The 23,687-nt window shown below is 71.0% G+C and carries 18 protein-coding genes; 11 read left to right on the top strand and 7 right to left on the bottom strand.

Annotated features, from left to right (window positions below; genetic code table 11):
• The first annotated feature begins 332 nt into the window (after positions 1-332).
• Positions 333-782 carry a PTS glucose transporter subunit IIA gene (locus GWK25_RS17110; protein WP_215451064.1) on the top strand — a complete coding sequence of 150 codons (450 nt, stop codon included), beginning with the start codon at positions 333-335 and terminating at the stop codon, positions 780-782.
• A 78-nt stretch (positions 783-860) separates the two neighbouring features.
• Positions 861-2,531 (top strand): phosphoenolpyruvate--protein phosphotransferase, encoded by a 1,671-nt coding sequence (ptsP, locus tag GWK25_RS17105; protein ID WP_215451063.1) that lies wholly within the window; start codon positions 861-863, stop codon positions 2,529-2,531.
• Between the two features lie 62 nt (positions 2,532-2,593).
• On the opposite strand, the gene GWK25_RS17100 is transcribed toward ptsP, so the two are convergent.
• Positions 2,594-3,502, bottom strand: coding sequence for a hypothetical protein (locus tag GWK25_RS17100; RefSeq protein WP_215451062.1), 909 nt, complete (start codon positions 3,500-3,502; stop codon positions 2,594-2,596).
• A gap of 78 nt (positions 3,503-3,580) precedes the next feature.
• Positions 3,581-5,548, bottom strand: a complete 1,968-nt coding sequence (locus GWK25_RS17095; protein WP_215451061.1) for an acetoacetate--CoA ligase — start codon at positions 5,546-5,548, stop codon at positions 3,581-3,583.
• 214 nt (positions 5,549-5,762) lie between these two features.
• Between GWK25_RS17095 and GWK25_RS17090 the strand changes: the two genes are divergently transcribed.
• Complete coding sequence (locus GWK25_RS17090) at positions 5,763-8,129, top strand: glycoside hydrolase family 31 protein (protein WP_215451060.1); 2,367 nt, start codon at positions 5,763-5,765, stop codon at positions 8,127-8,129.
• A gap of 30 nt (positions 8,130-8,159) precedes the next feature.
• Here the strand turns inward: GWK25_RS17090 and GWK25_RS17085 are convergent, their stop codons facing one another.
• Positions 8,160-8,696 carry an NUDIX domain-containing protein gene (locus GWK25_RS17085; protein ID WP_215451059.1) on the bottom strand — a complete coding sequence of 179 codons (537 nt, stop codon included), beginning with the start codon at positions 8,694-8,696 and terminating at the stop codon, positions 8,160-8,162.
• A gap of 257 nt (positions 8,697-8,953) precedes the next feature.
• On the opposite strand from GWK25_RS17085, the gene GWK25_RS17080 reads away from it, so the two are divergent.
• From GWK25_RS17080 to glpK, 4 genes are all read left to right on the top strand, one after another.
• Positions 8,954-9,379, top strand: a complete 426-nt coding sequence (locus GWK25_RS17080; protein ID WP_215457404.1) for a zinc ribbon domain-containing protein — start codon at positions 8,954-8,956, stop codon at positions 9,377-9,379.
• Positions 9,376-10,566, top strand: coding sequence for a lipid-transfer protein (locus GWK25_RS17075; RefSeq protein WP_215451058.1), 1,191 nt, complete (start codon positions 9,376-9,378; stop codon positions 10,564-10,566). Before GWK25_RS17080 ends, GWK25_RS17075 begins: the two co-directional genes overlap by 4 nt.
• 393 nt (positions 10,567-10,959) lie before the next feature.
• Entirely contained in the window at positions 10,960-11,745 is a 786-nt protein-coding gene (locus tag GWK25_RS17070) for an MIP/aquaporin family protein (RefSeq protein ID WP_215451057.1), read from the top strand.
• A 46-nt stretch (positions 11,746-11,791) separates the two neighbouring features.
• On the top strand, positions 11,792-13,312 hold the full coding sequence (gene glpK, locus GWK25_RS17065) for a glycerol kinase GlpK (RefSeq protein ID WP_215451056.1): 1,521 nt from the start codon (positions 11,792-11,794) through the stop codon (positions 13,310-13,312).
• A 105-nt stretch (positions 13,313-13,417) separates the two neighbouring features.
• Here glpK and GWK25_RS17060 read toward each other — a convergent pair whose 3' ends face one another.
• The 4 genes from GWK25_RS17060 to GWK25_RS17045 are packed head-to-tail and all read right to left on the bottom strand — an operon-like array spanning position 13,418 to position 17,701.
• Positions 13,418-14,023 carry an ATP/GTP-binding protein gene (locus tag GWK25_RS17060; protein ID WP_215451055.1) on the bottom strand — a complete coding sequence of 202 codons (606 nt, stop codon included), beginning with the start codon at positions 14,021-14,023 and terminating at the stop codon, positions 13,418-13,420.
• A gap of 58 nt (positions 14,024-14,081) precedes the next feature.
• Entirely contained in the window at positions 14,082-14,477 is a 396-nt protein-coding gene (locus GWK25_RS17055) for a DUF742 domain-containing protein (protein WP_005485618.1), read from the bottom strand.
• A 9-nt stretch (positions 14,478-14,486) separates the two neighbouring features.
• A complete protein-coding gene (locus tag GWK25_RS17050) occupies positions 14,487-14,921 on the bottom strand; it encodes a roadblock/LC7 domain-containing protein (RefSeq protein ID WP_215451054.1) in 435 nt (144 codons plus the stop codon).
• Complete coding sequence (locus GWK25_RS17045) at positions 14,918-17,701, bottom strand: nitrate- and nitrite sensing domain-containing protein (RefSeq protein WP_215451053.1); 2,784 nt, start codon at positions 17,699-17,701, stop codon at positions 14,918-14,920. The genes GWK25_RS17050 and GWK25_RS17045 overlap by 4 nt, the downstream gene beginning before the upstream one ends.
• Positions 17,702-18,119: 418 nt before the next feature.
• Between GWK25_RS17045 and GWK25_RS17040 the strand changes: the two genes are divergently transcribed.
• The 4 genes from GWK25_RS17040 (at position 18,120) to GWK25_RS17025 (ending at position 23,653) form a co-directional block, all read left to right on the top strand.
• Complete coding sequence (locus GWK25_RS17040) at positions 18,120-18,671, top strand: hypothetical protein (protein WP_215451052.1); 552 nt, start codon at positions 18,120-18,122, stop codon at positions 18,669-18,671.
• A 222-nt stretch (positions 18,672-18,893) separates the two neighbouring features.
• A complete protein-coding gene (locus GWK25_RS17035; RefSeq protein WP_215451051.1) occupies positions 18,894-20,360 on the top strand; it encodes an aldehyde dehydrogenase family protein in 1,467 nt (488 codons plus the stop codon).
• 68 nt (positions 20,361-20,428) lie between these two features.
• Positions 20,429-22,009, top strand: coding sequence for an APC family permease (locus tag GWK25_RS17030; RefSeq protein ID WP_215451050.1), 1,581 nt, complete (start codon positions 20,429-20,431; stop codon positions 22,007-22,009).
• 93 nt (positions 22,010-22,102) lie between these two features.
• On the top strand, positions 22,103-23,653 hold the full coding sequence (locus tag GWK25_RS17025) for a GMC family oxidoreductase (protein ID WP_215451049.1): 1,551 nt from the start codon (positions 22,103-22,105) through the stop codon (positions 23,651-23,653).
• The last annotated feature ends 34 nt before the right edge of the window (positions 23,654-23,687 follow it).

The following is a 23,687-nucleotide window of genomic DNA, read 5'->3' as shown; positions in this document are numbered from 1 at the left end:
CTTCGGTGTTCCAAACTCTATCAGTGTTTTTCCGGCCCCCTGACCACCATCCTGCAGGCATGCAGAAAATGATCCCGGGATAGGATCTGAACCATCTGAACGAGTTCGGTGCTGCCGGGGTCGGACACACAGTGCCGCTCGCCCCGAGGCAGGTCTACGACTCTACAACGGGCCGTGGAGCCCGTGCAAATCAGTTCGAGGGGTGGTCTAGACCTCTCGTGCGAAGCTATCGTGCGGAACGGGTACTTCAACTGACTACCCTGCTGCTCAGAGCGCCGTCCCGGGACAAGCGGGGACGGTGTCCTCATAGATCTCCATCTGGGAGGCTTCCCATGACCACCGTGACGTCCCCTCTCGCAGGACGCGCCATCGGCCTGGCCGCCGTACCGGATCCCGTGTTCTCGGGGGCGATGGTCGGCCCCGGCACGGCGATCGACCCCGAGCGTGAGGCAGGAGAGGCCGTCGCTCCCGTCGACGGGGTCATCGTCTCCCTGCACCCGCACGCGTTCGTCGTGGTGGACGGCGAGGGGCACGGCGTGCTGACGCATCTCGGGATCGACACCGTGCAGCTCAACGGTGAGGGGTTCGAGCTGCTCGTGAACAAGGGCGACACCGTACGGCGGGGTCAGGCCGTGGTGCGCTGGAACCCCGCCGCCGTGGAGGCCGCGGGCAAGTCGCCGGTCTGCCCCGTGGTGGCCCTGGAGGCCACGGCAGACTCCCTCACCGAGCTCCGCGACGACGGCGAGGTGAAGGCCGGCGACACCCTCTTCGGCTGGCGGTGAGGCCAGAGGCCGTACTGGACCCCGAGTTCCACAACCACCGCGGCGGCCGGAACCGTCGCACTAACGGAGACAGGTGAGATGGAGACAACGCTGCGAGGCGTCGGTGTGAGCCACGGTGTGGCGATCGGCGAGGTTCGGCATATGGGAACGGCGGTGCTGGAGCCGCCCGCCAAGCAGATTGCGGCGGAGGACGCGGAGCGCGAGCAGGGTCGAGCCCGTAAGGCCGTGGACGCCGTGGCCGCCGATCTGATCGCGCGCGGCAATCTGGCCGGTGGCGAGGCCCAAGCCGTCCTGGAGGCCCAGGCGCTGATGGCCCAGGACCCTGAGCTGATGGCGGATGTTGAGCGACGTATCGCCGTGGGGAGCACGGCGGAGCGTGGTGTCTACGACGCCTTCGCCGCGTACCGGGCGCTGCTGGCCGGGGCCGGCGAGTACCTAGCGGGTCGCGTGGCGGACCTCGACGATGTGCGGAATCGTATCGTCGCCCGGTTGCTCGGGGTTCCGATGCCGGGGGTACCGGACAGCGACGAGCCGTACGTCCTGATCGCCCGTGACCTGGCACCCGCGGACACGGCGCTGCTCGACCCGACGCTCGTCCTCGGTTTCGTCACCGAGGAGGGTGGGCCGACCAGCCACAGTGCGATCCTGGCGCGGGCGCTCGGGGTGCCGGCCGTGGTGGCGCTGCCGGGGGCCGGGGAACTCGCCGAGGGCACCGTGATCGCCGTGGACGGCAGCACCGGTGAGATCTTCGTGAATCCGAGTGCGGAGAAGAAGGCCGAGCTGGAGGCCGCCGCGGCGGCGCGCAAGGCCGCGCTGGCCGCGTCGAGCGGGCCCGGTGCGACCTCCGACGGACACCGGGTTCCGTTGCTGGCCAACGTGGGCGGCCCCGCCGATGTGCCGGCGGCCGTGGAAGCCGGGGCCGAGGGCGTCGGTCTGTTCCGGACCGAGTTCCTCTTCCTGGACGACAGCAAGGCGGCGCCGTCCGAGGAGAAGCAGGTCGAGGCGTACCGCAAGGTGCTGGAGGCCTTCCCCGAGGGGCGTGTGGTCGTGCGGGTCCTGGACGCCGGCGCCGACAAGCCGCTGGAGTTCCTCACCCCGGCCGACGAGCCGAACCCGGCGCTCGGTGTGCGTGGTCTGCGGACGCTCCTCGATCATCCCGAGGTGTTGCGGACCCAGTTGACTGCGCTCGCCAAGGCCGCCGAGGGTCTGCCGGTCCATCTCGAGGTCATGGCGCCGATGGTCGCGGACCGCACGGACGCCAAGGCGTTCGCCGACGCGTGTCGGGAGGCGGGGCTGCGGGCCAAGTTCGGTGCCATGGTGGAGATCCCGTCGGCGGCGCTGCGGGCGCGGTCGATCCTGCGGGAGGTGGAGTTCCTCTCCCTGGGGACGAACGACCTCGCGCAGTACACGTTCGCGGCCGACCGGCAGGTGGGGGCGGTGTCGCGGCTCCAGGACCCGTGGCAGCCGGCGCTGCTCGACCTCGTCGCGCTGTCCGCCGAGGCGGCGAAGGCCGAGGGCAAGAGCTGTGGCGTCTGCGGCGAGGCGGCGTCGGATCCGCTGCTCGCGTGTGTGCTGACCGGTCTGGGTGTCACCTCCCTGTCCATGGGTGCGGCGTCGATTCCGTATGTGCGGGCGACTCTGGCGAAGTACACGCTGGCGCAGTGCGAGCGGGCGGCGGCCGCCGCGCGGGCGGCGGACACGGCCGAGGAGGCGCGTGGCGCCGCGCAGGCGGTGCTGTCGGGCGAGTAGCCCGGGAGGATTCGGCCGACGTCGAGGGGCGCTCCACCTTGGGTGGGGCGCCCCTCGCCCGTTCAGTGGGCGTGGCCGTGCGGCGTCGCGCCTCCCCTGCCGAGGTCGTCGCCGAGGTCGGGTGGGGTGCAGTAGTCGACGCCGGACTCCGGGGAGACGAGGTCTCCGGATTCCATGTCGGTGCAGTAGGCGTCGAAGACCTCTCCCGCGGTGAGGGGTGCGAGGTCGTCGCCGTGCAGGCGCCAGCCGTAGACGCGGTCGGTCCGGTCCGGGGCGGTGGTGCGCATGACGAGACCGCCGGGGCTCCGGGTGGCGAGGCCGAGGGCGAGGACGGTGGCGAACTCCAGGGCTTCGGCCTCGTCGAGCCGGGTGGTTCCTTCGGTGCTCTGGTCGACGTGGAGGACGGCGGCCAGTGCCTGGGGTTCGGCCGAGACGCTGCAGACCAGGTGGCGCTCGCCCGGGCCCGCGGTGTCGAGGATGCGCTTGAGCAGGTGCATGGCGCGGGAGAAGGCCGCGCGTCCGACGTCCTCACCGCAGGAGGCGCAGTCGCCGATCTGGGCGAGGCGGGTGGTGGCGTACTCCCAGGTGGCGAGGCGAACGGCCTCCTCGATGAGGCCGGGGACGAGCTCGGCGAGGGGTTGTCCTTCGTACGGCACGGCGGCGCCCGTCGCTGCCAGCTCCGCGGTGAAGCGGGTGCGGCTGGAGGGGGTGTCGGGTTCGAGGCCGGTGTCGGCGCAGAACTCGGCGTACTCCTCGGGGTCGAAGAGGGCGACCGTGGTGTGGTTGCCCTGCGCGGAGAGGGTCCGGAGCAGGGCTTCCACCTGTCGGAGGTAGGTCGTGTGGTCGTCGAAGGTGAAGCTGCGGTAGCGGCGCATCGCCGTGAAGTCGTGTTCGTCGGCCAGCAGGCCGATGGTGCCCGCGATCTCGCGGCGCAGGACGCGTCGCATGCTCTGGTGGCTGGTGTGTGCCATGTCTTCCCCCTGTGCGAACGGTCGATCAATGCTCACTCACAGTAATCGAGGGCACTGACAACGCAGTCGCGAGCGGGGTCAGGGCCGCCGACGGGCCAGGTCCTCGTAGAAGCGCAGGAGGTCGAGGTTGTCGATGGAGCCGGGGTTGACCGCCTTTTCCAGAGGGGTGCCCTGGAGGAGGCGTTTGACGGGGACCTCGATGCGTTTGCCGGTGAGGGTGTGCGGGACGCCGGGGACTTCGATGACCTCGTCGGGGACGTGGCGGGGTGAGAGCTGTTCGCGGATGGTGCTTTTGATGCGGGCGAGGAGGGCCTCGTCGAGGGTTGCGCCCGGGGCGAGTTGGACGAAGAGGGGCATCCAGTAGCCGCCGTCGGGCTCTTCGATGCCGACGACGAGGGACTCCTTGATCTCGGGCAGGCGTTCGACGGCTTCGTAGATGTCGGCCGACCCCATGCGGACGCCCTGGCGGTTGAGGGTGGAGTCGGAGCGGCCGTGGATCACGACGGAGCCTCGGGCGGTGAGGGTGATCCAGTCGCCGTGGCGCCAGACGCCGGGGTAGGTGTCGAAGTAGCTGTCGTGGTAGCGGGTGCCGTCGGGGTCGTTCCAGAAGTGGATCGGCATGGACGGCATGGGGTTGGTGACGACGAGTTCGCCGACCTCGTCGACGAGGGGTTTGCCGCTGGGGTCCCAGGACTGCAGGTCGGTGCCGAGGCAGGGGGCCTGGAGTTCGCCGATGTGGACGGGGAGGGTGGGGACGGCTCCCGCGAAGCAGGAGCACACGTCGGTGCCGCCGCTGACGGAGGCGATCCAGAGGTCCTCGCGGACCTCGTCGTGGAGCCACCGGAAGCCGTCGGGCGGGAGCGGGGAGCCGGTGGTGCCGACGCACTGGACGCGGGAGAGGTCGTAGTCGCGGCCGGGGTGGACGCCGGCCTTGCCGCAGGCCATCACGTAGGCGGCGGAGGTGCCGAAGAGGGTGGCGCCGGTGCGTTCGGCGACGCTCCACTGGGCGCCCGTGTCGGGGTACCCGGGGCTGCCGTCGTACAGGACGACGGTGGTGCCGGTGAGGAGGCCGGAGACGAGGAAGTTCCACATCATCCAGCCGGTGGAGGTGTACCAGAAGAAGCGGTCCTCGGGGCCGAGGTCGCAGTGCAGGCCGAGTTGTTTGAGGTGTTCGAGGAGGATGCCGCCCTGGGACTGGACGAGGGCTTTGGGCAGGCCGGTGGTGCCGGAGGAGTAGAGCACCCACAGGGGGTGGTCGAACGGGACCTGTTCGAAGGTGGGTGCCACGTCCGCGGAGGTCAGGGCGGACCACTCCAGGGCACCCTCGGGGGCGTCGGTGCCGAGGACGGGGATGTGGACCACGGCGCGCAGGGTGGGCAGTTCGCGGCGGAGTTCGGCGACGACGTCGCGGCGGTCGTGTTCCTTGCCGCCGTAGCGGTAGCCGTCGACGGTGAACAGGACGACGGGCTCGACCTGCTGGAAGCGGTCGAGGACGCTGCGGGCGCCGAAGTCCGGTGCGCAGGAGGTCCAGACGCCGCCCACGGCGGCCGTGGCGAGGAGGGCGACGACGGCCTGCGGGATGTTCGGGAGGTACCCGCTGATGCGGTCCCCCGGGCGTACGCCGAGGGCGCGCAGCTCGGCGGCGAGCGAGGCGACCTGGCGGCGCAGCTCCGCCCAGGTCACGGGGCGGGGTTCGTGGGTCTCGTCGACGTGGAGCAGGGCCGGTTCGTCGGCGCGGGCGTCGGCAGCGCGGAGTGCGTGTTCGGCGTAGTTGAGGGTGGCGCCGGGGAACCATGCGGCGCCGGGCATGGCGCGGTCGCCGAGCACGCGCGCGTAGGGGGTGGAGAACCGTACGTCGAACCATTCGGTGACGGCTTTCCAGAACGTCTCGAGTTCGTCGACGGACCAGCGGTGCAGAGCCGGGTAGCCGCCCTCGGCGGGGGCTCCGTGATGTTCGGCCGCCCAGGACTGGAACGCGGTGATCCGGGCCCGGGCGATGCGGTCCGCGTCGGGCTGCCAGAGCGGCGAGGGGTTCGCTGAGGTCATGGGGCGGCTCCCGGGACTGTGCGCGTGGTGTGCGTCGGGCGCGCACGGGCAGGGGTGTGCGCGTGACGCGGCTGACACGGACGATGCCATGTGATCGACTTCCGCACCAGGGTGAGCCGCTGCCGGACGGCGGCGTGAACATGTGCTGGGACGGTGGGTGAACGGGAGTTGAACGGTTCACACGAATCGTCCGGCGGATGGCATGGTGAGCGTCATGAACGGTCGTGACCTGGTGCGTTCGGTGAAATCGATCGGTTCGGCGGGGGCGGCGCAGGGGCTGCGCACCGTGCGGGCCGCATGGCGCAGGAGGCGTGCCGACGCGGCCGCTCTGCCGGCGCGGGGGGCCGAGCGTGCCAGGGTGCCGGGGCCGGTGGTGGGTGTGGAGCCGGGGCCCGGCGGCGGGGTCGTGCGGTTCAGCAGGTCCGAGCTGCGGGTCACCGTCGATGTGCACGGCGCGGTCTTCTGGGGCTGGGACGGGGCCGGCCCCGAGCCGTCGTACGCGCTGGCGGGCCGGTGCCCGGAGCCGGACCCGCGGGCCGTGCTGGAGCCGGACAAGGACGGCGCCTGGCGGGTCGTGGCCGAGCGCGTCACGGTCGTGGTGTCGCGGCTGGGCGCCGTGGAGGTGCGTACGCCTGGTGGAGTGGTCCTGCGGCGTGATCTGCCGCCCCGATGGTGGGAGCCGGTGGGTGGGGGTGAGGCGCGGTGGGTGCAGCGGTCGGAGGTGGCGGCCGACGCGCGGTTCTTCGGTCTGGGCGGACGGGCGTCGGGTCCCCGGCTGCGGGGCGGAACGTATCGGCTGTGGAACACGGACCCCGGTCGTCCGTTCGCGCCGGGCGACGACCCGCTGTACATCACGATGCCGGTCCAGATGGTGGTGGCGGACGCGGCCACGCATCTGGTGTTCCACGACACCACCTGGGACGGCACGGTGACGCTGCGGGAGGGCGAGGAGGGCGCCGGGTCCGGGCACGACCGGGCCGGCGCCTCAGAGCTGCGGATGGACGGCGGCCCGCTGCGCTGCTGGGTGATAGTCGGTACGCCCGCGCGCGTGCTGCACGCCTGGGCCGCGCTGACGGGCGCTCCGGCGCTGCCGCCGGCGTGGGCGTTGGGCCATCATCACGCGCGGTGGGGCTTCGGGAGCGAGCAGGAGGTGCGGCGGATCGTCGCGGGCTACCGGGAGCACGGGCTGCCGCTCGACGCGGTTCATCTGGACATCGACCACTACGACGCCCACCGGGTCTTCACGGTCGACGCGGAGAACTTCCCGAAGCTGCCGGTGCTCGCCGACGAGTTGCGGCGGGAGGGGATCCGGCTGGTGTCGATCGTGGACGCGGCGGTCGGTGCGCGGCCGGGCGACGCGGTGTACGACAGCGGGACGGCCGAGGACGCCTTCGTGCGCGACGCCACCGGGAAGGTCGTGGAGGGGCTCGTGTGGCCCGGGGATTCGGTCTTCCCGGACTTCACACGCGCGCGTACGCGCGCGTGGTGGGGCGGTCTCTACGAGGAGCGGCTGGCGCAGGGCTTCGCGGGGTTCTGGCACGACATGAACGAGCCGACGTCGTTCACGGCGTTCGGGGAGAACACGCTGCCCCGGTCGGCCCGGCACGATCTGGAGGGCCGGGGCGGTGATCATCGCGAGGCGCACAACGTGTACGCGCTCTGCATGGCCCGCGCGGGGTACGAGGCGCTGCGTGAGCTGGTGCCCGAGGAGCGGCCGTTCGTCTTCTCGCGCTCCGGGTGGGCCGGTATGCAGCGCTACGGCGGGACGTGGTCGGGGGACGTGGCGACCGGCTGGCCGGGGCTGCGGGCGTCGCTCGCGCTGGTGCTGGGGCTGGGGCTGTGCGGGGTGCCGTACTCGGGGCCGGACGTGGGCGGGTTCGACGGGAGTCCCTCGCCGGAGCTGTTTCTGCGGTGGTTCCAGCTCGGCGCGTATCTGCCGCTGTTCCGTACGCACGCGAGTCTGCGGGCGGGGCGGCGCGAGCCGTGGGAGTTCGGGGACGAGATCGTCGAGCACGCGCGCGTGGCGCTCGTCGAGCGGCGGCGGCTGGCGCCGTACTTCATGACGCTGGCCCATCTGGCACGTCGTACGGGGGCGCCGTATGTGCGTCCGTTGTGGTGGGGCGCCCCGGAGGACCGGGCGCTGCGCGACTGTGAGGACGCGTTTCTCCTGGGAGACGGTCTGCTGGTGGCGCCGGTGCTGGAGTCGGGCGTGGAGCGGCGGGCGGTGCGGCTGCCGCGGGGCCGTTGGTACGACACGGTGACGGGGCGGGCGTACCAGGGACCGGGACAGGTGCTGCTGGACGCGCCGCTGTCGCGTGTCCCGGTACTGGCGCGCGCGGGTGCCGTGCTGCCGGTCCGGGGCGCCGACGGCGGCCTGGAGCTGGAGGTGTGGGCACCCGCGCGCGGGCGGACGGGGGGCGGGCTCGTGGTGCCGGACGCCGGAGACGGCTGGGACGAGCCGGAGGTCGAGCGGTACACGGCGCGTTGGGAGGGGCCGCGGCTGATCGTGGAGCGGGAGGGGGACGAGGGTCCGGTCGAGCCCGCGTATCCCGTGCAGGTGCGCGGGCTCGACCGTGGGTGAGCCCGGTGGTGGCTCGGGTGTGGCTTCGGCTCAGATGTAGCGGCCGTCGAAGAACGCCTGGACGGCCAGGGTGTGCAGGGGGAAGGCGAGTTCGGTGGGTCTGCGCAGCAGGTGCCAGCCCTCCGTCTCGTCGGTGGCGACGGGCGCCGGGAGGCCGGCGGCCGGGCGCTCCGGGAGGAGCCCGAAGAGCAGGAGATGACCGGCGGGCGAGCTCATGGCGTCGGCGAGGCGTACGTCGCGGTCGGCCACGCAGATACCCGTCTCCTCCTTGAGTTCACGGGCGACGGCGTGGCGCCAGTCCTCCCGGTGGTCGATGAAGCCGCCGGGCAGGGCGGTGCCCCCGCGCGCGGGGGCGATGGTCCGTGTGATCACCACGAGGGCGGTGCCCTGGGTGTCGTACACGGGCTGGAGGGCCACCGCGACGGGGAGCGGATTGCGGTAGGCCACTGAGTGGCAGGCCTCGCAGGTGCGGGGCCAGCCGGAAACGCCCTCTCCGTAGGGCGCTCCGCAGCTCGAACAGTGCGAGTCCGGTGCGAAGTTGGCGGGTGGGTGTGGATTAGCGGACACGCGGCGGACTGTATCCGATCATCTGCTGGTCGTCTCGTCGGGGCGGCTCTATGCGCCATACCGTGGCGCGCCCGCACAGGGGAGGGCCGGCCGGAACCACCCCCGTGAGCCCCGGCCGGCCCTCCCGATACAGCGACGCCGGGAGGGGCTCGTCGGTTCTCCGAAGGGCTGCCCAATTCCGGATGCCCGTGCCAAACTTTCTGACGGTTCATCAGATCCGTTCGCCGGGAGGGACTTTGTCGCGGAGTCGCACACCTGTGGTCGCGGGCTGGTTCACCGGGGAGGGCGAGGGGTTCCGGCTGCTCGGCACACGCTGCGCGGCGTGCGCCTCGGTGTTCTTCCCCCGTGAGGACGTCTTCTGTCGCAATCCGGGCTGTCCGGGGGGTGAGCTGCGCGAGGTCCCGCTGTCGCGCCGGGGGCGGGTGTGGTCGTACACGGACGGCCGGTACCGGCCTCCGTCACCCTACGTGTCCGATCCGGAACTTCCGTGGGAGCCCTACGCGTTGATCGCCGTGGAACTGGCAGAAGAACGACTCGTGGTGCTGGGACAGGCGGTTCCCGGGGTCACCGTCGCCGATCTGTCGGTGGGGATGGAGGTGGAGGTCGTCCAGGGGGTCCTGAACGAGGACGCGGAGACGGTCTGGACGACCTGGCAGTGGCGGCCGACGGGGGTGACGGCATGACGGGCGAGGTGGCGGTGCTCGGCGCGGGCATGCACCCGTGGGGCAAGTGGGGCAGGAGCTTCGTCGAGTACGGGACGGCGGCCGCGCGCGCGGCGCTGACCGACGCGGGCCTCGACTGGCGGGACGTCGGCTCGATCGTCGGCGCGGACACCGTCCGGGGCGGTTATCCGGGCTATGTGGCGGGGGCGACCTTCGCGAAGGCTCTGGGCTGGCAGGGGGCCCGGGTCACGAGCGTGTACGCGGCCTGCGCGTCCGGGGCGCAGGCGGTCGGCACCGCGAGGGCCCAGATCCTCGCGGGCCTCGCGGACGTGGTGCTGGTGGTGGGCGCGGACTCGGCTCCGAAAGGGTTCTTCCGACCGGCGGGCGGGGACCGGGAGGACGATCCGGACTGGTTGCGGTTCCGGGTCCTCGGTGCCACCAATCCCACGTACTTCGCGCTGTACGCGCGGCGGCGGATGGCGGTGCACGGGGACACGACGGAGGACTTCGCGCGGGTCAAGGTGAAGAACTCTGCGGCGGGGGCGCTCAATCCGTACGCGCGGTATCGCAGGCGGGTCACGGCGGAGGAGGTCGCGGCCTCGGCCGTCGTCGCCGATCCGCTGCGGCTGCTGGACATCTGCGCGACCTCTGACGGGGGCGCGGCACTGGTGCTGACCAGCATGGAGTTCGCGCGGCGGCACGGAGTGGCCGAGCCGGTGCGGATACGGGCGGTGTCGACGGTGACGCCCCGCTACCCCAACACGGTGCTGGATCTGCCGGACATCGCCACGGACTCGGCGGTCGCGGTTTCGCCGCCGGACGAGACGTTCCGGGCGTCGATCGCGCGGGCGGCGTACGAGGAGGCGGGGATCGGGCCCGGGGATCTGTCGTTCGCCGAGGTCTACGACCTGTCCACCGCGCTGGAGTTGCAGTGGTACGAGGATCTGGGGCTGTGCGGTGAGGGCGAGGCCGCGAAGCTGCTGCGGGACGGTGCGACGGCGCTGGGCGGCCGTGTGCCGGTGAACTGCAGCGGTGGGCTGGCCTCTTTCGGGGAGGCTGTTCCGGCGCAGGCGATCGCCCAGGTGTGCGAGCTGGTCCGGCAGTTGCGCGGCGAGGCGACCGACCGTCAGGTCGAGGGTGCGCGGGTCGGGCTCAGCGCCAACCAGGGCCTGTTCGGGCACGGGTCGGCGGTGATCGCGGTTCGTTGAGGGCCGTTCGGCGAGGGCGGGTCGGTGAGGGCCGTTCGTCGAGGGCGGCTCGATGAGGGCAGCGGCTCGATGAGGGCGGCTCGGTCGGTGGTCGTGGGCGCGTGATCCTCCGCGCGCCCACGAGCGGTCGCCGGGCGGTGCCTGCCGTGCGCGCCGACGTGTGCGCCCCGTAGGCGCCTTCAACCGTTGTTGTGCGTGTCCTTGACGCCCCCTGGGTGCCGGTGAACACTTCCGGTGTCGGTCGGCATCGCCGGATTCGGGCGTCTTTGTGCACCGCGCCGCTCGGGCTCCCCACCTGCAACGGGCCATCCCCCACGGGCGATGCGGCCACGACGGCACGCTCGTCACGGAGGTCCGGGGCCGATCGCTCCGGGCCGGGGCCAAGGAGCCGCCATGAGCAACGGAGACATATTCGTCGGTGAGGTCATCGGTACGGCGATTCTGATTCTCTTCGGCGCCGGTGTGTGCGCCGCCGTCACTCTCAGGTTCTCGAAGGCGAGGGCGTCGGGCTGGATCGTCATCGCGTTCGGCTGGGGCTTCGCGGTACTGGCGGGCGCCTACACCGCCGCTCCCCTGTCGGGCGGGCACCTCAACCCGGCGGTGACCCTCGGGATCGCGGTCGACACGGAGACCTGGGACAAGGTGTGGGTGTATCTGCTCGGCCAGATGGTCGGCGCGATGATCGGCGCCCTGCTCGCCTACCTCGTCTATCTCGCACAGTTCCAGGCGAACGTCCGCAAGGAGGGCACCACGGAGGGAACGGCGGACGAACCGACGCCGACCCTCGGGATCTTCTCGACCATCCCGGAGATCCGGAACCCCGTCGCCAACCTGATCACCGAGATCATCGCCACGATCGCCCTGGTGCTGCCGATCCTCGCGTTCGGCCGGAACACGGGCATCGGCATCGGCCAGATCCCCGGGGAGGAGGCCGGGATCTACGGCTCCGGGATCTCGGTCCTGCTGGTGGCGTTCCTGGTGGTCGGGATCGGCCTCTCGCTGGGCGGCCCGACCGGCTACGCCATCAACCCGGCCCGTGACCTCGGCCCGCGCATCGTGCACACCTTCCTGCCGATCCCCAACAAGGGCACCTCGGACTGGGGTTACGCCTGGATCCCGGTGGCCGGCCCCCTGGTCGGCGGGGTCCTCGCGGGCCTCGTCCACAACGCAGCCTTCTGACGCACCGCCGTAAGACGTGAATCGACGCAAGACGTGAGGGGATGTCATGCCGGACAACGCCCAGAAGTACGTCGCCGCCATCGATCAGGGCACCACTTCGAGCCGTTGCATCATCTTCGACCAGGGCGGCGCGATCGTCGCCGTGGACCAGCGCGAGCACCGTCAGATCTTCCCCAAGCCGGGGTGGGTGGAGCACGACGCCACGGAGATCTGGTCGAAGGTGCAGGCGGTCGTCGCCGGGGCCATCGCGAAGGCGGGCCTGCGGGCGGACCAGATCAGCGCGCTCGGCATCACCAACCAGCGGGAGACGACGGTCCTGTGGGACCGGGCGACGGGCAAGCCCGTGCACAACGCGATCGTCTGGCAGGACACCCGTACGTCGGCGCTGTGCAACGAACTCGGCGGCACGGACGGGCAGGACCGTTTCCGTGAGCAGACCGGGCTGCCCCTGGCCAGCTACTTCTCCGGTCCGAAGGCCGCCTGGCTGCTCGACAACGTGCCCGGTCTGCGGGGACGTGCCGAGCGCGGCGAGATCGCGTTCGGCACGATCGACTCCTGGCTGATCTGGAACCTGACCGGTGGCACGGACGGCGGCCGGCACGTCACCGATGTCACCAACGCCGGACGCACCATGCTGATGAACCTGGAGACCCTCCAGTGGGACGCCTCGATCCTCTCCGCGATGGATGTCCCGGAGGCGGTCCTGCCGGAGATCAGGTCCTCCGCCGAGGTGTACGGCACCGCCGTCGGGCCCCTCGCCGGCGTGCCTGTCGCCTCGGCGCTCGGCGACCAGCAGGCGGCGGTGTTCGGCCAGGCCTGCTACGACGTGGGCACAGCGAAGAACACCTACGGCACCGGAAGCTTCCTGCTGCTCAACACCGGGAACCGGCCCGTCCCCTCGAAGAGCGGGCTGCTCACCACCATGGGGTACAAGATCGGCTCGGAGGCACCGGTGTACTGCCTGGAGGGGTCGATCGCGATCACGGGCGCCCTGGTGCAATGGTTCCGGGACCAACTCGGCATCATCCGCAGCGCCGACGAGATCGAGTCCCTCGCGGCGAGCGTCGACGACAACGGCGGGGCGTACATCGTGCCCGCGTTCTCGGGTCTGTTCGCCCCCTACTGGCGCTCGGACGCGCGGGGCGTCGTGACCGGGCTGACGCGGTACGTCACGAAGGCGCACCTCGCGCGCGCGGTGCTGGAGGCGACGAGCTGGCAGACGCGGGAGGTGGTGGACGCCATGTTCCAGGACTCCGGGGTGCCCATCACGACGCTCAAGGTCGACGGCGGCATGACCAAGAACAACCTGCTGATGCAGCACCAGGCGGACGTCCTGGGCGTACCGGTGATCCGGCCACGGGTCTCGGAGACGACCTGTCTGGGGGCCGCGTACGCCGCCGGTCTCGCGACCGGGGTGTGGAACGACCTGGACGAGCTGAAGTCGCACTGGCAGCGGGACGTCGAGTGGACGCCCGCCATGGAGGCCTCGGTGCGTGACCGCGAGTACCACAACTGGCGCAAAGCGGTGGAGAAGAGCCTCGGCTGGCACGAGGACGACGCGAGCTGACGGCGAGACCCACGCGCGCGTACGTCGGCGTCGGACAGGGCTCCCCGCGCGCGTGCCCATGAAGCCACGGCCCGTACCCCTGTCGGCGGGGGTACGGGCCGTGCCTCAGGTGGTGACGGTCCGGCGCTGCCCCGAGGCGTGGGCCATCGCGTGCCGGACGACGGCGACGAGGACATCCTTGACCGAGTCCCGCTGTCGGGCGTCGCACAGGACGACCGGTACGTCGGGGTCGAGGTCGAGGGCCTGACGGACCGTCTCGGCCGGGTAACGCGCCGCGTCGTCGAAGCAGTTGACGCCGATCACGAAGGGTATGGAACGCCGCTCGAAGTAGTCGACGGCGGCGAAGCAGTCCTCCAGGCGGCGGGTGTCGACGAGGACGACGGCCCCGAGGGCACCGGAGGCGAGTTCGTCCCAGAGGAACCAGAAGCGGTCCTGCCCGGGAGTGCCGAAGAGGTAGAGGACGAGATCCTCGCGCAGAGTGATACGGCCGAAGTCCATGGCGACGGTGGTCGTCGTCTTGTTCTCCACACCGCTGGTGTCGTCGACCGGGCGGCCCGCCTCGGTGAGCACCTCCTCGGTGCGCAGTGGCTTGATCTCGCTGACCGCGCCGACACAGGTCGTCTTGCCCACGCCGAAGCCGCCGGCCACGAGGATCTTGAGCGTGACGGGCTCGACCGGGGGTGTGCCGCGCTCAGAGCGCCCGAGGATCATCGGTCTTTCTCCAGCTGGAAGGGGTGTGTGTCACGTGTTCGCTCCGCCTCCGCGCCGCTCAGAGCGCCCGGAGGCCGTTGATGACGTCGCGCAGGATGCTCTCGTCCACCAGCTCGGCAGGCGGTACGGGGCGGGTCACGTGGACGAGTTCCTCGTCCACGAGATCTCCGACGAGGACGCGGACCACCCCGACGGGGAGGTCGAGGTCGGCGGCCAGTTCGGCCACCGACTGGGGGGTGTCGCGGCAGAGCTCGACGATACGCACGTGCTCAGGGGAGAGGGAGTGGTCCTCCTCCGGGTCGTCCACGTGCGGTTCCGTGACGACGACGGCGATCAGGTCGAGGCGGTGCTGGATCGCGTGATTGGTCCGGCCGCGTGTCATCGCGTACGGACGCACCACTGGTCCGGCCTCGTCATCGAACCAGTGGCTTCTTCCCTGACCGTCTCGGCTCATGCCATCCCACTACCCGCCCGGGGCCACGTCGGTGCGCGGGGCGGATCCCAGATGTACGCCGACGCGCTTCACCAGGAGGGTCATCTCGTAGGCGACCTGGCCGATGTCGGCGTCGGAGTCGGCGAGGACGGCGAGGCAGCTGCCGTCACCGGCGGCCGTGACGAAGAGGAAGGCCTCGTCGAGCTCGACGACGGTCTGCCGTACGCTGCCCGCCTCGAAGTGGCGACCGACGCCCTTGGCGAGGCTGTGGAATCCGGAGGAGACGGCGGCCAGGTGCTCGCTGTCCTCTCTGGTGAGGTCCCTGGAGACGCCCGTGGGCAGTCCGTCGCTGGAGAGCACGAGCGCCTTGCGGATGCTGGCGACACGCTCCACCAGATCGTCCAGGAGCCAGTTCAGCTCCCCGGACGTGCCGGTCGCGGTCCTCTCGGCCTTCGGTGCGGTCATCGACCGTCCCCCTTAGTCGTTCCTCGTGGTGCTGAGACGCCCTGGGCTCCGTCGCCCTCGGCGTTCTCCTCGCGGCCACGCTGCCAACCCCGTTGGAGCGAGGCCATACGGCTGCGTACCTCGTCTGCGTCGCGCTCGGCCGGGTCCTGGTGCCGCTCGGGGCGGGACCTCTCGCGTTCGGTACGCCGGTCGGGACCCTCCTTCAACTGCGGTGCCAGACTGGCCTGTCGGACACGACGGGGCAGCGGGCCCGGAGCTGATTCTGCCTGGTCGGTCATCATGTCCGCGCGCGGGGTGGGCTCGCCCGCGCCGTACGGCGAGGTCGTCGGGGCCGGGCCGCCCGACGAAGTCGTGCGGCGGCGCTGGGGCAGCGCGGGGCCGTCGTGGCCGCCGGGGGGCAGGGCGGTGAGCGGGCGAGTGTCCGCGGTGCCCTCGGGGCCCGCCGGACGGCCCTGCGCGGGCTCGTCCTCCGGGTGCCTGGCCCTGGCGCCGGTCACCGAACGGCCGTGCGAGCTGACGAGATGGGGGGTCCGGCGCTGGGGCAGCGGCACGGGGCCGAGCGTCGGGTCGGGGTCGGTGAAGGGTGCCTGCCGTCCTTCACCGTCGCGTGCCGGCTGCTGGTCGTCGGTGATCCCGGAGAGGGAACGCCGGGGCCGGAACAGCCCGCCCTGCTCGGTCTCCTCGTCGCCGAGGGTGCCGGGGAAGCCGCCCAGGGGCTCCAGGTCGACCGGTGCCTCCAGTTCCACCGGGCCGTCGAGGATGCCCGCGGTGAGCCCCGGGAGCCGGACCGGTACCTGGGAGAGGGCCGCGTTGCGCTCCTCCTCCAGCTCGGCCTCGCGGGTGGGGTGGGCGCGGTCGAGCCGGAAGCCGATGCCGTTGGTGTCGGGGACGTCGTCCGTGAGCAGGGCGTCCGGGATGAACACCACGGCCGTCGTGCCGCCGTACGGGGAGGGCTGGAGGGAGACCCGGACCTTCTGCCGCTGGGCGAGCCGGCTGACCACGAAGAGCCCGAGCCGGTCGGTGTCGGAGAGTTCGAAGTCGGGGGTCTCGGCGAGCTTGAGGTTGGCGTCCAGGAGCGCCTCGGCCGACATGCCGAGGCCTCGGTCGTGGATCTCCAGGGTGAAGCCGTTGGCGACCCGCTCGCCGTGCACCTGGACGGCGGTGTGCGGGGGCGAGAACACCGTGGCGTTCTCGAGGAGTTCGGCCACCAGGTGGGTGAGGTCGGCGACCGCGGGACCGGTCACGGCGACCCGGGGCAGCCGGCGGACCTCGATCCGCTCGTAGTCCTCGACCTCGGCGACGGCCGCGCGGACGACGTCCATGAGCTGGATCGGCTTGCGCCACTGCCGGGAGGGGGCGGCGCCCGAGAGGATGACCAGACCCTCGGCGTGGCGGCGCATACGGGTCGTCAGGTGGTCCAGACGGAACAGGTCGGCGAGTTCGTCGGTGTCCTCGGTCCGGCGTTCCATGGTGTCGAGGAGGGTGAGCTGCTTGTGCAGCAGCACCTGGCTGCGCCGGGCGAGGTTGACGAAGACCTCGGAGATCCCGCTGCGGAGTTCGGACTGCTTGACAGCGGCCTCGACGGCCGCCCGCTGCAGGGTGTTGAGGGCCTGGCTGACCTCGCCGATCTCGTTCTTGTCGTACTCGAGGTGCGGCACCTCGGTCTCCACGTCGACCTGTTCGCCCGCCGCGAGCCGGCGCATCACGCTGGGCAGCCGGACCCCGGCGGTCTCGTGGGCCTCCTGGCGGAGCCGGCGCAGGTCGCGGATGAGGACGCGGCCGATGCGGACGGACATGAAGAGCGAGACGAGCAGGGCGAAGAGGCCGAGGACACCGGCGACGGCGGCCTTCAGGATGACGTTGGTGGCCAGCGGGCGGACCCGGTCCTGGTAGCTGTCGCCCGCCTCGATGCTGAGGTCGCGGAGATCGGCGAGCACGGGTTCGACCGCGGTGTCCCAGCTCTTCGCGGTGAACTTGGTGGGCCTGCCGGGGTCGGAGGCGATGACGGCCTGTTCGACCGAACGCAGGGGCGCGGTGCTGGCGTTCTTCCAGTAGTCGGCGAAACGGTCGCGGTCGGCGGTGGGCAGCTGCGGCAGGCTGATGTCGTACATCAGGGTGCGCTGGGCGACCAGGTCGGAGAAGTCGCGGATCTCCTCCTTGGTGATGCGGTCCGCGACGAGCACCGAGCTGAGCAGTGCGTCCTCGCGGGAGAGGAGTTCGCGGGCGCGGCCGACGTTGACCAGGGCCCGGCCCTGCTTGTCCATCTCCACGCTGTCGAGCGCGGGCAGGTCGGACAGCAGGGTGAAGCAGGGGTCGACGAGTTCGTTGTAGTGGCCGAGGGCCTGGGTGACGGTGACGGTGCCGCTCTCGACGGTGGTCCGCAGGGAGGGCAGGGTGTCGAGGGCGTCCAGGATCGTCGTCAGCCGCAGCGAGGCGGACTCGCCCATCTCGTCCTGCAGGTCGGCGTCCCCGGCGTGCTTGCGGAACTCCGCGACGGCCTTGTCCGTGGCCGCCCGGCTGCGGTCGAGTGCCGTGGCCGACTCTTCGGACCGGGGGTCGGCGAGGTAGACGAGGGTCTGACGGCGTTCCTGCTGGAGCACGCGGATGGTGTCCTCGGTGGGGAAGCCGACTTGCTCGACGATGTCCGCCACCCTGAAGAGGTCGCTCGCCTCACGGCCCGTCAGCACCGTGGCGAAGGTCCAGACACCCGTCAGGGCCACCAAGGGCACGAGCAACAGCGCCACGATCTTCCGGCGGATCGATTTCCCGCGAAAGCGCATGGCCTCCCCCAGCTCGACCCCCGCCAGGTCCGGGGGCACACATGTGCGTCAACAAACGGCGTGAGCCTACTACCGACTCACACGTATCTCGAAGGGGCGGCCGGGCGCCCACGACACCAGGGGCGAACCGGACAGGGGGAGTTGTCCGTTCATTGGGGGAGATTGCCGCCCGCCGTCCGGCACTTGAACCAATGACATCCCGTCGGGGAAGTCTGCCGGTTGGCCGGATTTTTTCGTTCCGTGGGAATCTTCGACGGACCTCGATCGTCTTTCAGTACGGGAATCGGGGGCGGAATCGGCCACAGATCCCGCAGGCCGCTCTCAGGCGGCGTAAACCAGAGGAAGTCGGGCACCAGTGGGGGGCCGGGTCCATGGATCCGGATCTGTTGGTCCACCGGCGGTGGGGAGTGACGAGTTGATGGGCACGGCGGAGCGGCGCGCGGCGTCCGGTGACGGAGCGGCGACGCCCGAGGTGGCGGCGCGGAGCGCTGGTACACCGGACCGCGGCCTCCTGACGGGGGTCGGCGTCGCGGTGGAAGAACGGGGGCTCTCCCCGCGCGCCTACGAAGAGCAGGTGCATTACCGGCCGTTGTGGATCGAGGAGCCGGCCCGCAGGCGGCGGCTGCCCGATCCGGTGCGGACGGCGGCGGTGCGCGCGGTCCTCATCATCGCGGTGACACTGCTTCAGGCGATGGTGGCGGTCCTGTGCACCCTCGCGGGTTCCTGGCTGGCGTTCCCCATGGTGCTGAGCAGCGTGGCGAGCACGATCGCGGCCACCTGGGGCGTCCTGGACGTCTGGGTGACCCGCCAGGTGTGGAAGCAGCGCAACGGGGTGGTCTCCGCCCCGAGCAGCACGGCGCGCTCGCTGCGCCGGGAGCGGCGGCGTGCCCGCCGTGAGGCACGGGCGGCCGAGCGTGCGCAGGCGCGAATACGCCGTCGGGGTGGCGCCGGGCAGCTGTCGCACCCGTAGGGCGGCAGGGGCGGGCCTTCCGAGAAGGGCCCGCCCCCTCCGGGCGGCGGTTGTGCCGCCCCGCCGTCTCCTCCTGTCGTCTCTCGCCGAGGGCGAGACTCCTGACCAGGCGTGTTGGCTGTCACATTTGACTCCCTCTTGGGCATAGAACGCAGTCTTCCGGTTAGGCGCTCAGCCGCGAGGGCGCCTGCCGTACGGCGCTGACCAGGAGGAACGAAAGACATGCCCGAACTTTTCATCGGCGGAGCATGGCGATCCGCGCTCGACGGCCGGACACGTGAGATCCGCTGCCCCGCCGACGGCAGCCTGGTCGCGGTCGTCGACGAGGCCGGCGCCAAGGACACCGTGGAGGCGATCACCGCCGCGCGGCGCGCCTTCGACGAGGGCCCGTGGCCCACCACCTCGCCCGCCGACCGCGGTGACCTGCTGCTCCGGGTGGCGGACCTCCTCGTGCGCGACAAGGACGCGCTCGCCCGCGCCGAGTCCCTCGACACCGGCAAGCGGCTGGTGGAGAGCGAGTACGACATCGACGACATCGCGAACTGCTTCCGCTACTTCGGGCGTGCGGCGACCGCCGAGACGGGCCGGGTCGTCGACACGGGTCAGCCGGATGTCGACAGCCAGGTCGTGTACGAGCCGGTCGGGGTGTGCGCGCTGATCACCCCCTGGAACTATCCCCTGCTCCAGACGGCCTGGAAGGTCGCTCCGGCGCTCGCGGCCGGCAACACGTTCGTGCTGAAGCCGAGCGAGCTGACCCCGCACACCGCGATCCATCTGATGCGGTTGCTGGCGGAGGCCGGGGTGCCGGAGGGCGTGGCCAACCTCGTCCTGGGCGCCGGTCCCGAGGCGGGTGCCCCGCTGTCGGACCACCCCGATGTGGACCTGGTCTCGTTCACCGGTGGTCTTCAGACCGGCCGTCGGCTGATGGCCAACGCCGCCGCGAGCGTGAAGAAGGTCGCCCTGGAACTCGGCGGCAAGAACCCGAACATCGTCTTCGCGGACGCCGACTTCGACACGGCCGTCGACATGGCGCTGACCGCGGTCTTCCTGCACTCGGGGCAGGTCTGCTCGGCGGGCGCCCGTCTGCTGGTGGAGGACTCGCTGCACGACCGGTTCGTCGACGAGGTCGTCCGCCGGGCGCGGGAGATCCGGCTGGGCGGGCCTTTCGACGAGCGGGCACAGACCGGCCCGCTGATCTCCGCCGCCCACCGCGCGAAGGTCGAGGAGTACGTCGCCCGGGGCATCGCCGAGGGCGCGGTGCTGCGCTGCGGCGGCGAACGGCCGAGCGGTGACGCGTACGACAAGGGCTTCTACTACCTGCCGACCGTCCTGGACGAGTGCACGGCCTCGATGTCCGTGGTCCAGGACGAGTCGTTCGGGCCGGTGCTGACGGTGGAACGGTTCAGCAGCGAGGACGAGGCCGTACGGCTGGCCAACGACACCATCTACGGTCTGGCCGGCGCCGTATGGACGACGAACGAGGCCAGGGCCCGGCGGACGGCGGCCCGGCTGCGGATCGGCACGGTGTGGATCAACGACTACCACCCGTATGTGCCGCAGGCCGAGTGGGGCGGTTTCAAGCAGTCCGGATTCGGCCGTGAGCTCGGGCCGGCGGGACTGGCCGAGTACCGCGAGGCGAAGCACATCTGGCGCAACACGGCCCCGGCACCGCAGGGTTGGTTCGCCTAGTCCGCTGTTCTCGGCACCCGCAGAGCCGCTCCCCCCTCCCCTCCCCCAGGCCCACCAGGAGTCCGCTCATGACGACCATCGAGCAACCCACCGGACCGAAGAACTCCTCCGACGACACCGAACTCACCGAGTTCGGCTACAAGCCCGAACTCAAGCGCACCCTGGGCAACTTCCACACCTTCGCCGCCGGGATCAGCTACATCTCGATCCTGACCGGCACCTTCCAGCTGTTCTACTTCGGCTTCGCCAGTGGCGGCCCGGCCTACTGGTGGTCCTGGCCGATGGTGTTCGTCGGCCAGTTCATGGTCGCGCTCTGTTTCGCCGAGCTGGCGGCCCGCTACCCGGTCGCGGGCTCGGTCTACAACTGGTCGAAGAAGATAGGCAATCCGCATCTGGGCTGGCTCGCCGGCTGGATGATGCTGGCCGCCTCCGTCGTGTCGATCGCGGCGGTCGCGCTGGCCTACCAGCTGACGCTGCCGCAGATCTCCGACGTGTTCCAGCTCGTCGGGGACGGCACCGGCAAGTACGACGTGGCGACCAACGCGGTCGTCCTGGCCGCGGTGCTGATCCTGTTCACCACCCTGGTGAACGCCTTCGGCGTCAAGCTGATGGCACGGATCAACACCGCGGGCGTGTTCATCGAGCTGATCGCCACCGTCGTCCTGATCGTGCTGTTCGCCGTCCACATCACCCGCGGCCCGCAGGTGGTCCTGGAGACCAACGGCACGGGGGACGGCTACGGCAACGGCTACCTGGGCGCGTTCCTCGTGGCGTCGCTGGCCTCGGCGTACGTCATGTACGGCTTCGACACGGCCGCCTCGCTCGGTGAGGAGTCCCTGGACCCGACCCGGAACGCGCCGCGCGCGATCATCCGGGCGATCGTCGCCTCGTTCCTGCTCGGCGGTCTGATCCTGCTGCTGGCGCTGATGAGCGTCTCCAGCCTGAAGGGCGAGCAACTGTCCACGGACGGCCTGCAGTACGTCGTGCTCAACGTGCTCGGCCCGACGGCCGGCAAGGCCATGCTCTGGTGCGTCCTGATCGCGGTCACCGTGTGCGCCCTGGCCGTACACACCGCCGCCGTCCGGCTGACCTTCGCCATGGCCCGGGACAACAACCTGCCCGCCTCCTCGAAGCTCGCCAAGATCCACCCGCGCTTCCAGACGCCGGTCCTGCCGACCGTCATCATCGGCGTGCTGGCGCTGGCGATCCTCGTGGTCAACATCCGTCAGCCGCAGATCTTCACCGTGGTGACCAGCATCGGCATCATCATGATCTACCTGGCCTATCTGGGCGTCACCGTGCCGATGCTGGTGGCGCGGCTGCGCGGCACGTGGCAGCCCGCCGGGGACGGCCGGTTCTCGCTGGGCCGCTGGGGCCTGCCCGTGAACATCCTCGCCGTGCTGTGGGGCGCGGGCATGACCCTCAACCTGATCTGGCCGCGCGCCGCGGTCTACAACGCGGCCGCCCCCTTCCACTGGTACCTGCAGTGGGGCGCGGTCCTCTTCGTCGGGATCATCGCCGGCGGCGGCTTCGCCTACTACTGGTTCGTCCAGCGGCACAAGACCGGCGTGCTCGCCGAGCACCGCGTGGTCCCCGAGGCCGGCACCACGCCGCCCGCCGCCCCTCTCGTCGCCCCGGCGGCGGACTGAGCTCCGCCCAGCACTGCACGGCACAACACGGCCCGGCACGGCACGGCACGGCACAGCAGCTCGACAGCACAGTACCCAGGAGGTCAACTCCCCATGTTCGAAGACGAGTTCGACTACGTTGTGGTCGGCGGCGGCACCGCGGGCAACGTGGTGGCGGCCAGACTCTCCGAGGACCCGTCGGTCACAGTGTGCGTCCTGGAGGCGGGTCCCAGCGACGTCGGCGACGACGACGTCCTGAAGCTGGAACGCTGGATGGGCCTGCTGGAGTCCGGCTACGACTGGGACTACCCGGTGGAACCGCAGGACAGCGGCAACAGCTTCATGCGGCACGCGAGGGCGAAGGTCCTCGGCGGCTGCTCGTCCCACAACTCCTGCATCGCCTTCTGGGCACCGGCGGAGGACCTCGACGACTGGGCGGCCGCGGGCTGCACGGGCTGGTCGGCGGCCGATCTCTTCCCGCTCTACCAGCGGCTGGAGACCAACGACGCGCCCGGTGACCACCACGGCCGGTCCGGACCGGTGAAGCTGCGCACCATCAAGAGCGAGGACCCGTGCGGCAACGCCCTGCTGGAGGCGTGCGTCCAGGCGGGTATCCCGACGACGCCGTTCAACACGGGCACGACGGTGATCCGGGGCGCCAACTGGTTCCAGATCAACTCCGACGAGAACAACATCCGCCAGTCCTCGTCGGTGGCGTATCTGCACCCGATCATGGGCCGGCGTCCGAACCTGGACGTGCGCACCGGGGTCCGCGCCAAGAAGCTGGTGCTCGACGGGCGGCGCTGCGTCGGCGCCGAGTATCTGGACCCGGACCTGATCCACACCCGGACGGTGCGCGCGCGGCGTGAGGTCATCGTCTCCTGCGGCGCCATCGACACCCCCAAGATCCTGATGCTCTCCGGCATCGGCCCCGCCGAACAGCTGCGCGAGGTGGGCGTCGACGTGGTCGTGGACTCGGCGGGCGTCGGCGAGAACCTCCAGGACCACCCCGAGGGCGTCATCATGTGGGAGGCCGCACAGCCGATGCCCACCTCGTCCAACCAGTGGTGGGAGGCGGGCATCTTCTACGACACCGAACCGGGCCTGGACCGGCCGGACCTGATGTTCCACTACGGGTCCGTGCCGTTCGACATGAACACGGCCCGGCACGGCTACCCCACGTCCGAGAACGCGTTCTGTCTGACACCGAACGTGACGCGGGCGAAGTCCCGGGGCACCGTGCGGCTGCGCACCCGCGACTACCGGGACAAGCCGAAGGTCGACCCGCGCTACTTCACGCACGAGCACGACGTGCGCGTGATGACGTACGGTCTCCGGCTCGCCCGGCGGATCGCGGCGCAGCCGGCGCTGAGCGGGTGGGCCGGGGCCGAGCTGGCGCCCGGACCCGACATACGGACCGACGAGGAACTGTTCGACTACATCCGCAAGACCCACAACACCGTCTACCACCCGGCCTGCACGGTGAAGATGGGTGCGGACGACGACGCCTCGGCCCCGCTGGACGCGCGACTGCGGGTGAAGGGGATCGAAGGGCTGCGGGTGGCGGACGGGTCGGTGATGCCGGATCTGGTGACCGTGAATCCGTGCATCACGACGATGATGATCGGCGAGAAGTGTGCGGATCTTTTGAAAGCCGACGCGTAGTCCCCGCACTGGCAGGGCCGTGGGGAACTGCGGG

The organism is Streptomyces sp. ATCC 21386, assembly GCF_018728545.1.
Classification (GTDB): domain Bacteria; phylum Actinomycetota; class Actinomycetes; order Streptomycetales; family Streptomycetaceae; genus Streptomyces.
Note: the sequence above shows the minus strand (reverse complement) of the source record. Positions and strands in the feature narration are given on the sequence as shown.

Coding starts and splice junctions, on each gene's coding strand:
- GWK25_RS17060 (WP_215451055.1), bottom strand. CDS start 14,023: ATGATCCTCGGGCGCTCTGAGCGCGGCACACCCCCGGTCGAGCCCGTC.
- GWK25_RS17040 (WP_215451052.1), top strand. CDS start 18,120: ATGGGCACGGCGGAGCGGCGCGCGGCGTCCGGTGACGGAGCGGCGACG.
- ptsP (WP_215451063.1), top strand. CDS start 861: ATGGAGACAACGCTGCGAGGCGTCGGTGTGAGCCACGGTGTGGCGATC.
- GWK25_RS17100 (WP_215451062.1), bottom strand. CDS start 3,502: ATGGCACACACCAGCCACCAGAGCATGCGACGCGTCCTGCGCCGCGAG.
- GWK25_RS17070 (WP_215451057.1), top strand. CDS start 10,960: ATGAGCAACGGAGACATATTCGTCGGTGAGGTCATCGGTACGGCGATT.
- GWK25_RS17090 (WP_215451060.1), top strand. CDS start 5,763: ATGAACGGTCGTGACCTGGTGCGTTCGGTGAAATCGATCGGTTCGGCG.
- GWK25_RS17050 (WP_215451054.1), bottom strand. CDS start 14,921: ATGACCGCACCGAAGGCCGAGAGGACCGCGACCGGCACGTCCGGGGAG.
- GWK25_RS17030 (WP_215451050.1), top strand. CDS start 20,429: ATGACGACCATCGAGCAACCCACCGGACCGAAGAACTCCTCCGACGAC.
- GWK25_RS17025 (WP_215451049.1), top strand. CDS start 22,103: ATGTTCGAAGACGAGTTCGACTACGTTGTGGTCGGCGGCGGCACCGCG.
- GWK25_RS17110 (WP_215451064.1), top strand. CDS start 333: ATGACCACCGTGACGTCCCCTCTCGCAGGACGCGCCATCGGCCTGGCC.
- GWK25_RS17045 (WP_215451053.1), bottom strand. CDS start 17,701: ATGCGCTTTCGCGGGAAATCGATCCGCCGGAAGATCGTGGCGCTGTTG.
- GWK25_RS17055 (WP_005485618.1), bottom strand. CDS start 14,477: ATGAGCCGAGACGGTCAGGGAAGAAGCCACTGGTTCGATGACGAGGCC.
- GWK25_RS17075 (WP_215451058.1), top strand. CDS start 9,376: ATGACGGGCGAGGTGGCGGTGCTCGGCGCGGGCATGCACCCGTGGGGC.
- glpK (WP_215451056.1), top strand. CDS start 11,792: ATGCCGGACAACGCCCAGAAGTACGTCGCCGCCATCGATCAGGGCACC.
- GWK25_RS17035 (WP_215451051.1), top strand. CDS start 18,894: ATGCCCGAACTTTTCATCGGCGGAGCATGGCGATCCGCGCTCGACGGC.
- GWK25_RS17095 (WP_215451061.1), bottom strand. CDS start 5,548: ATGACCTCAGCGAACCCCTCGCCGCTCTGGCAGCCCGACGCGGACCGC.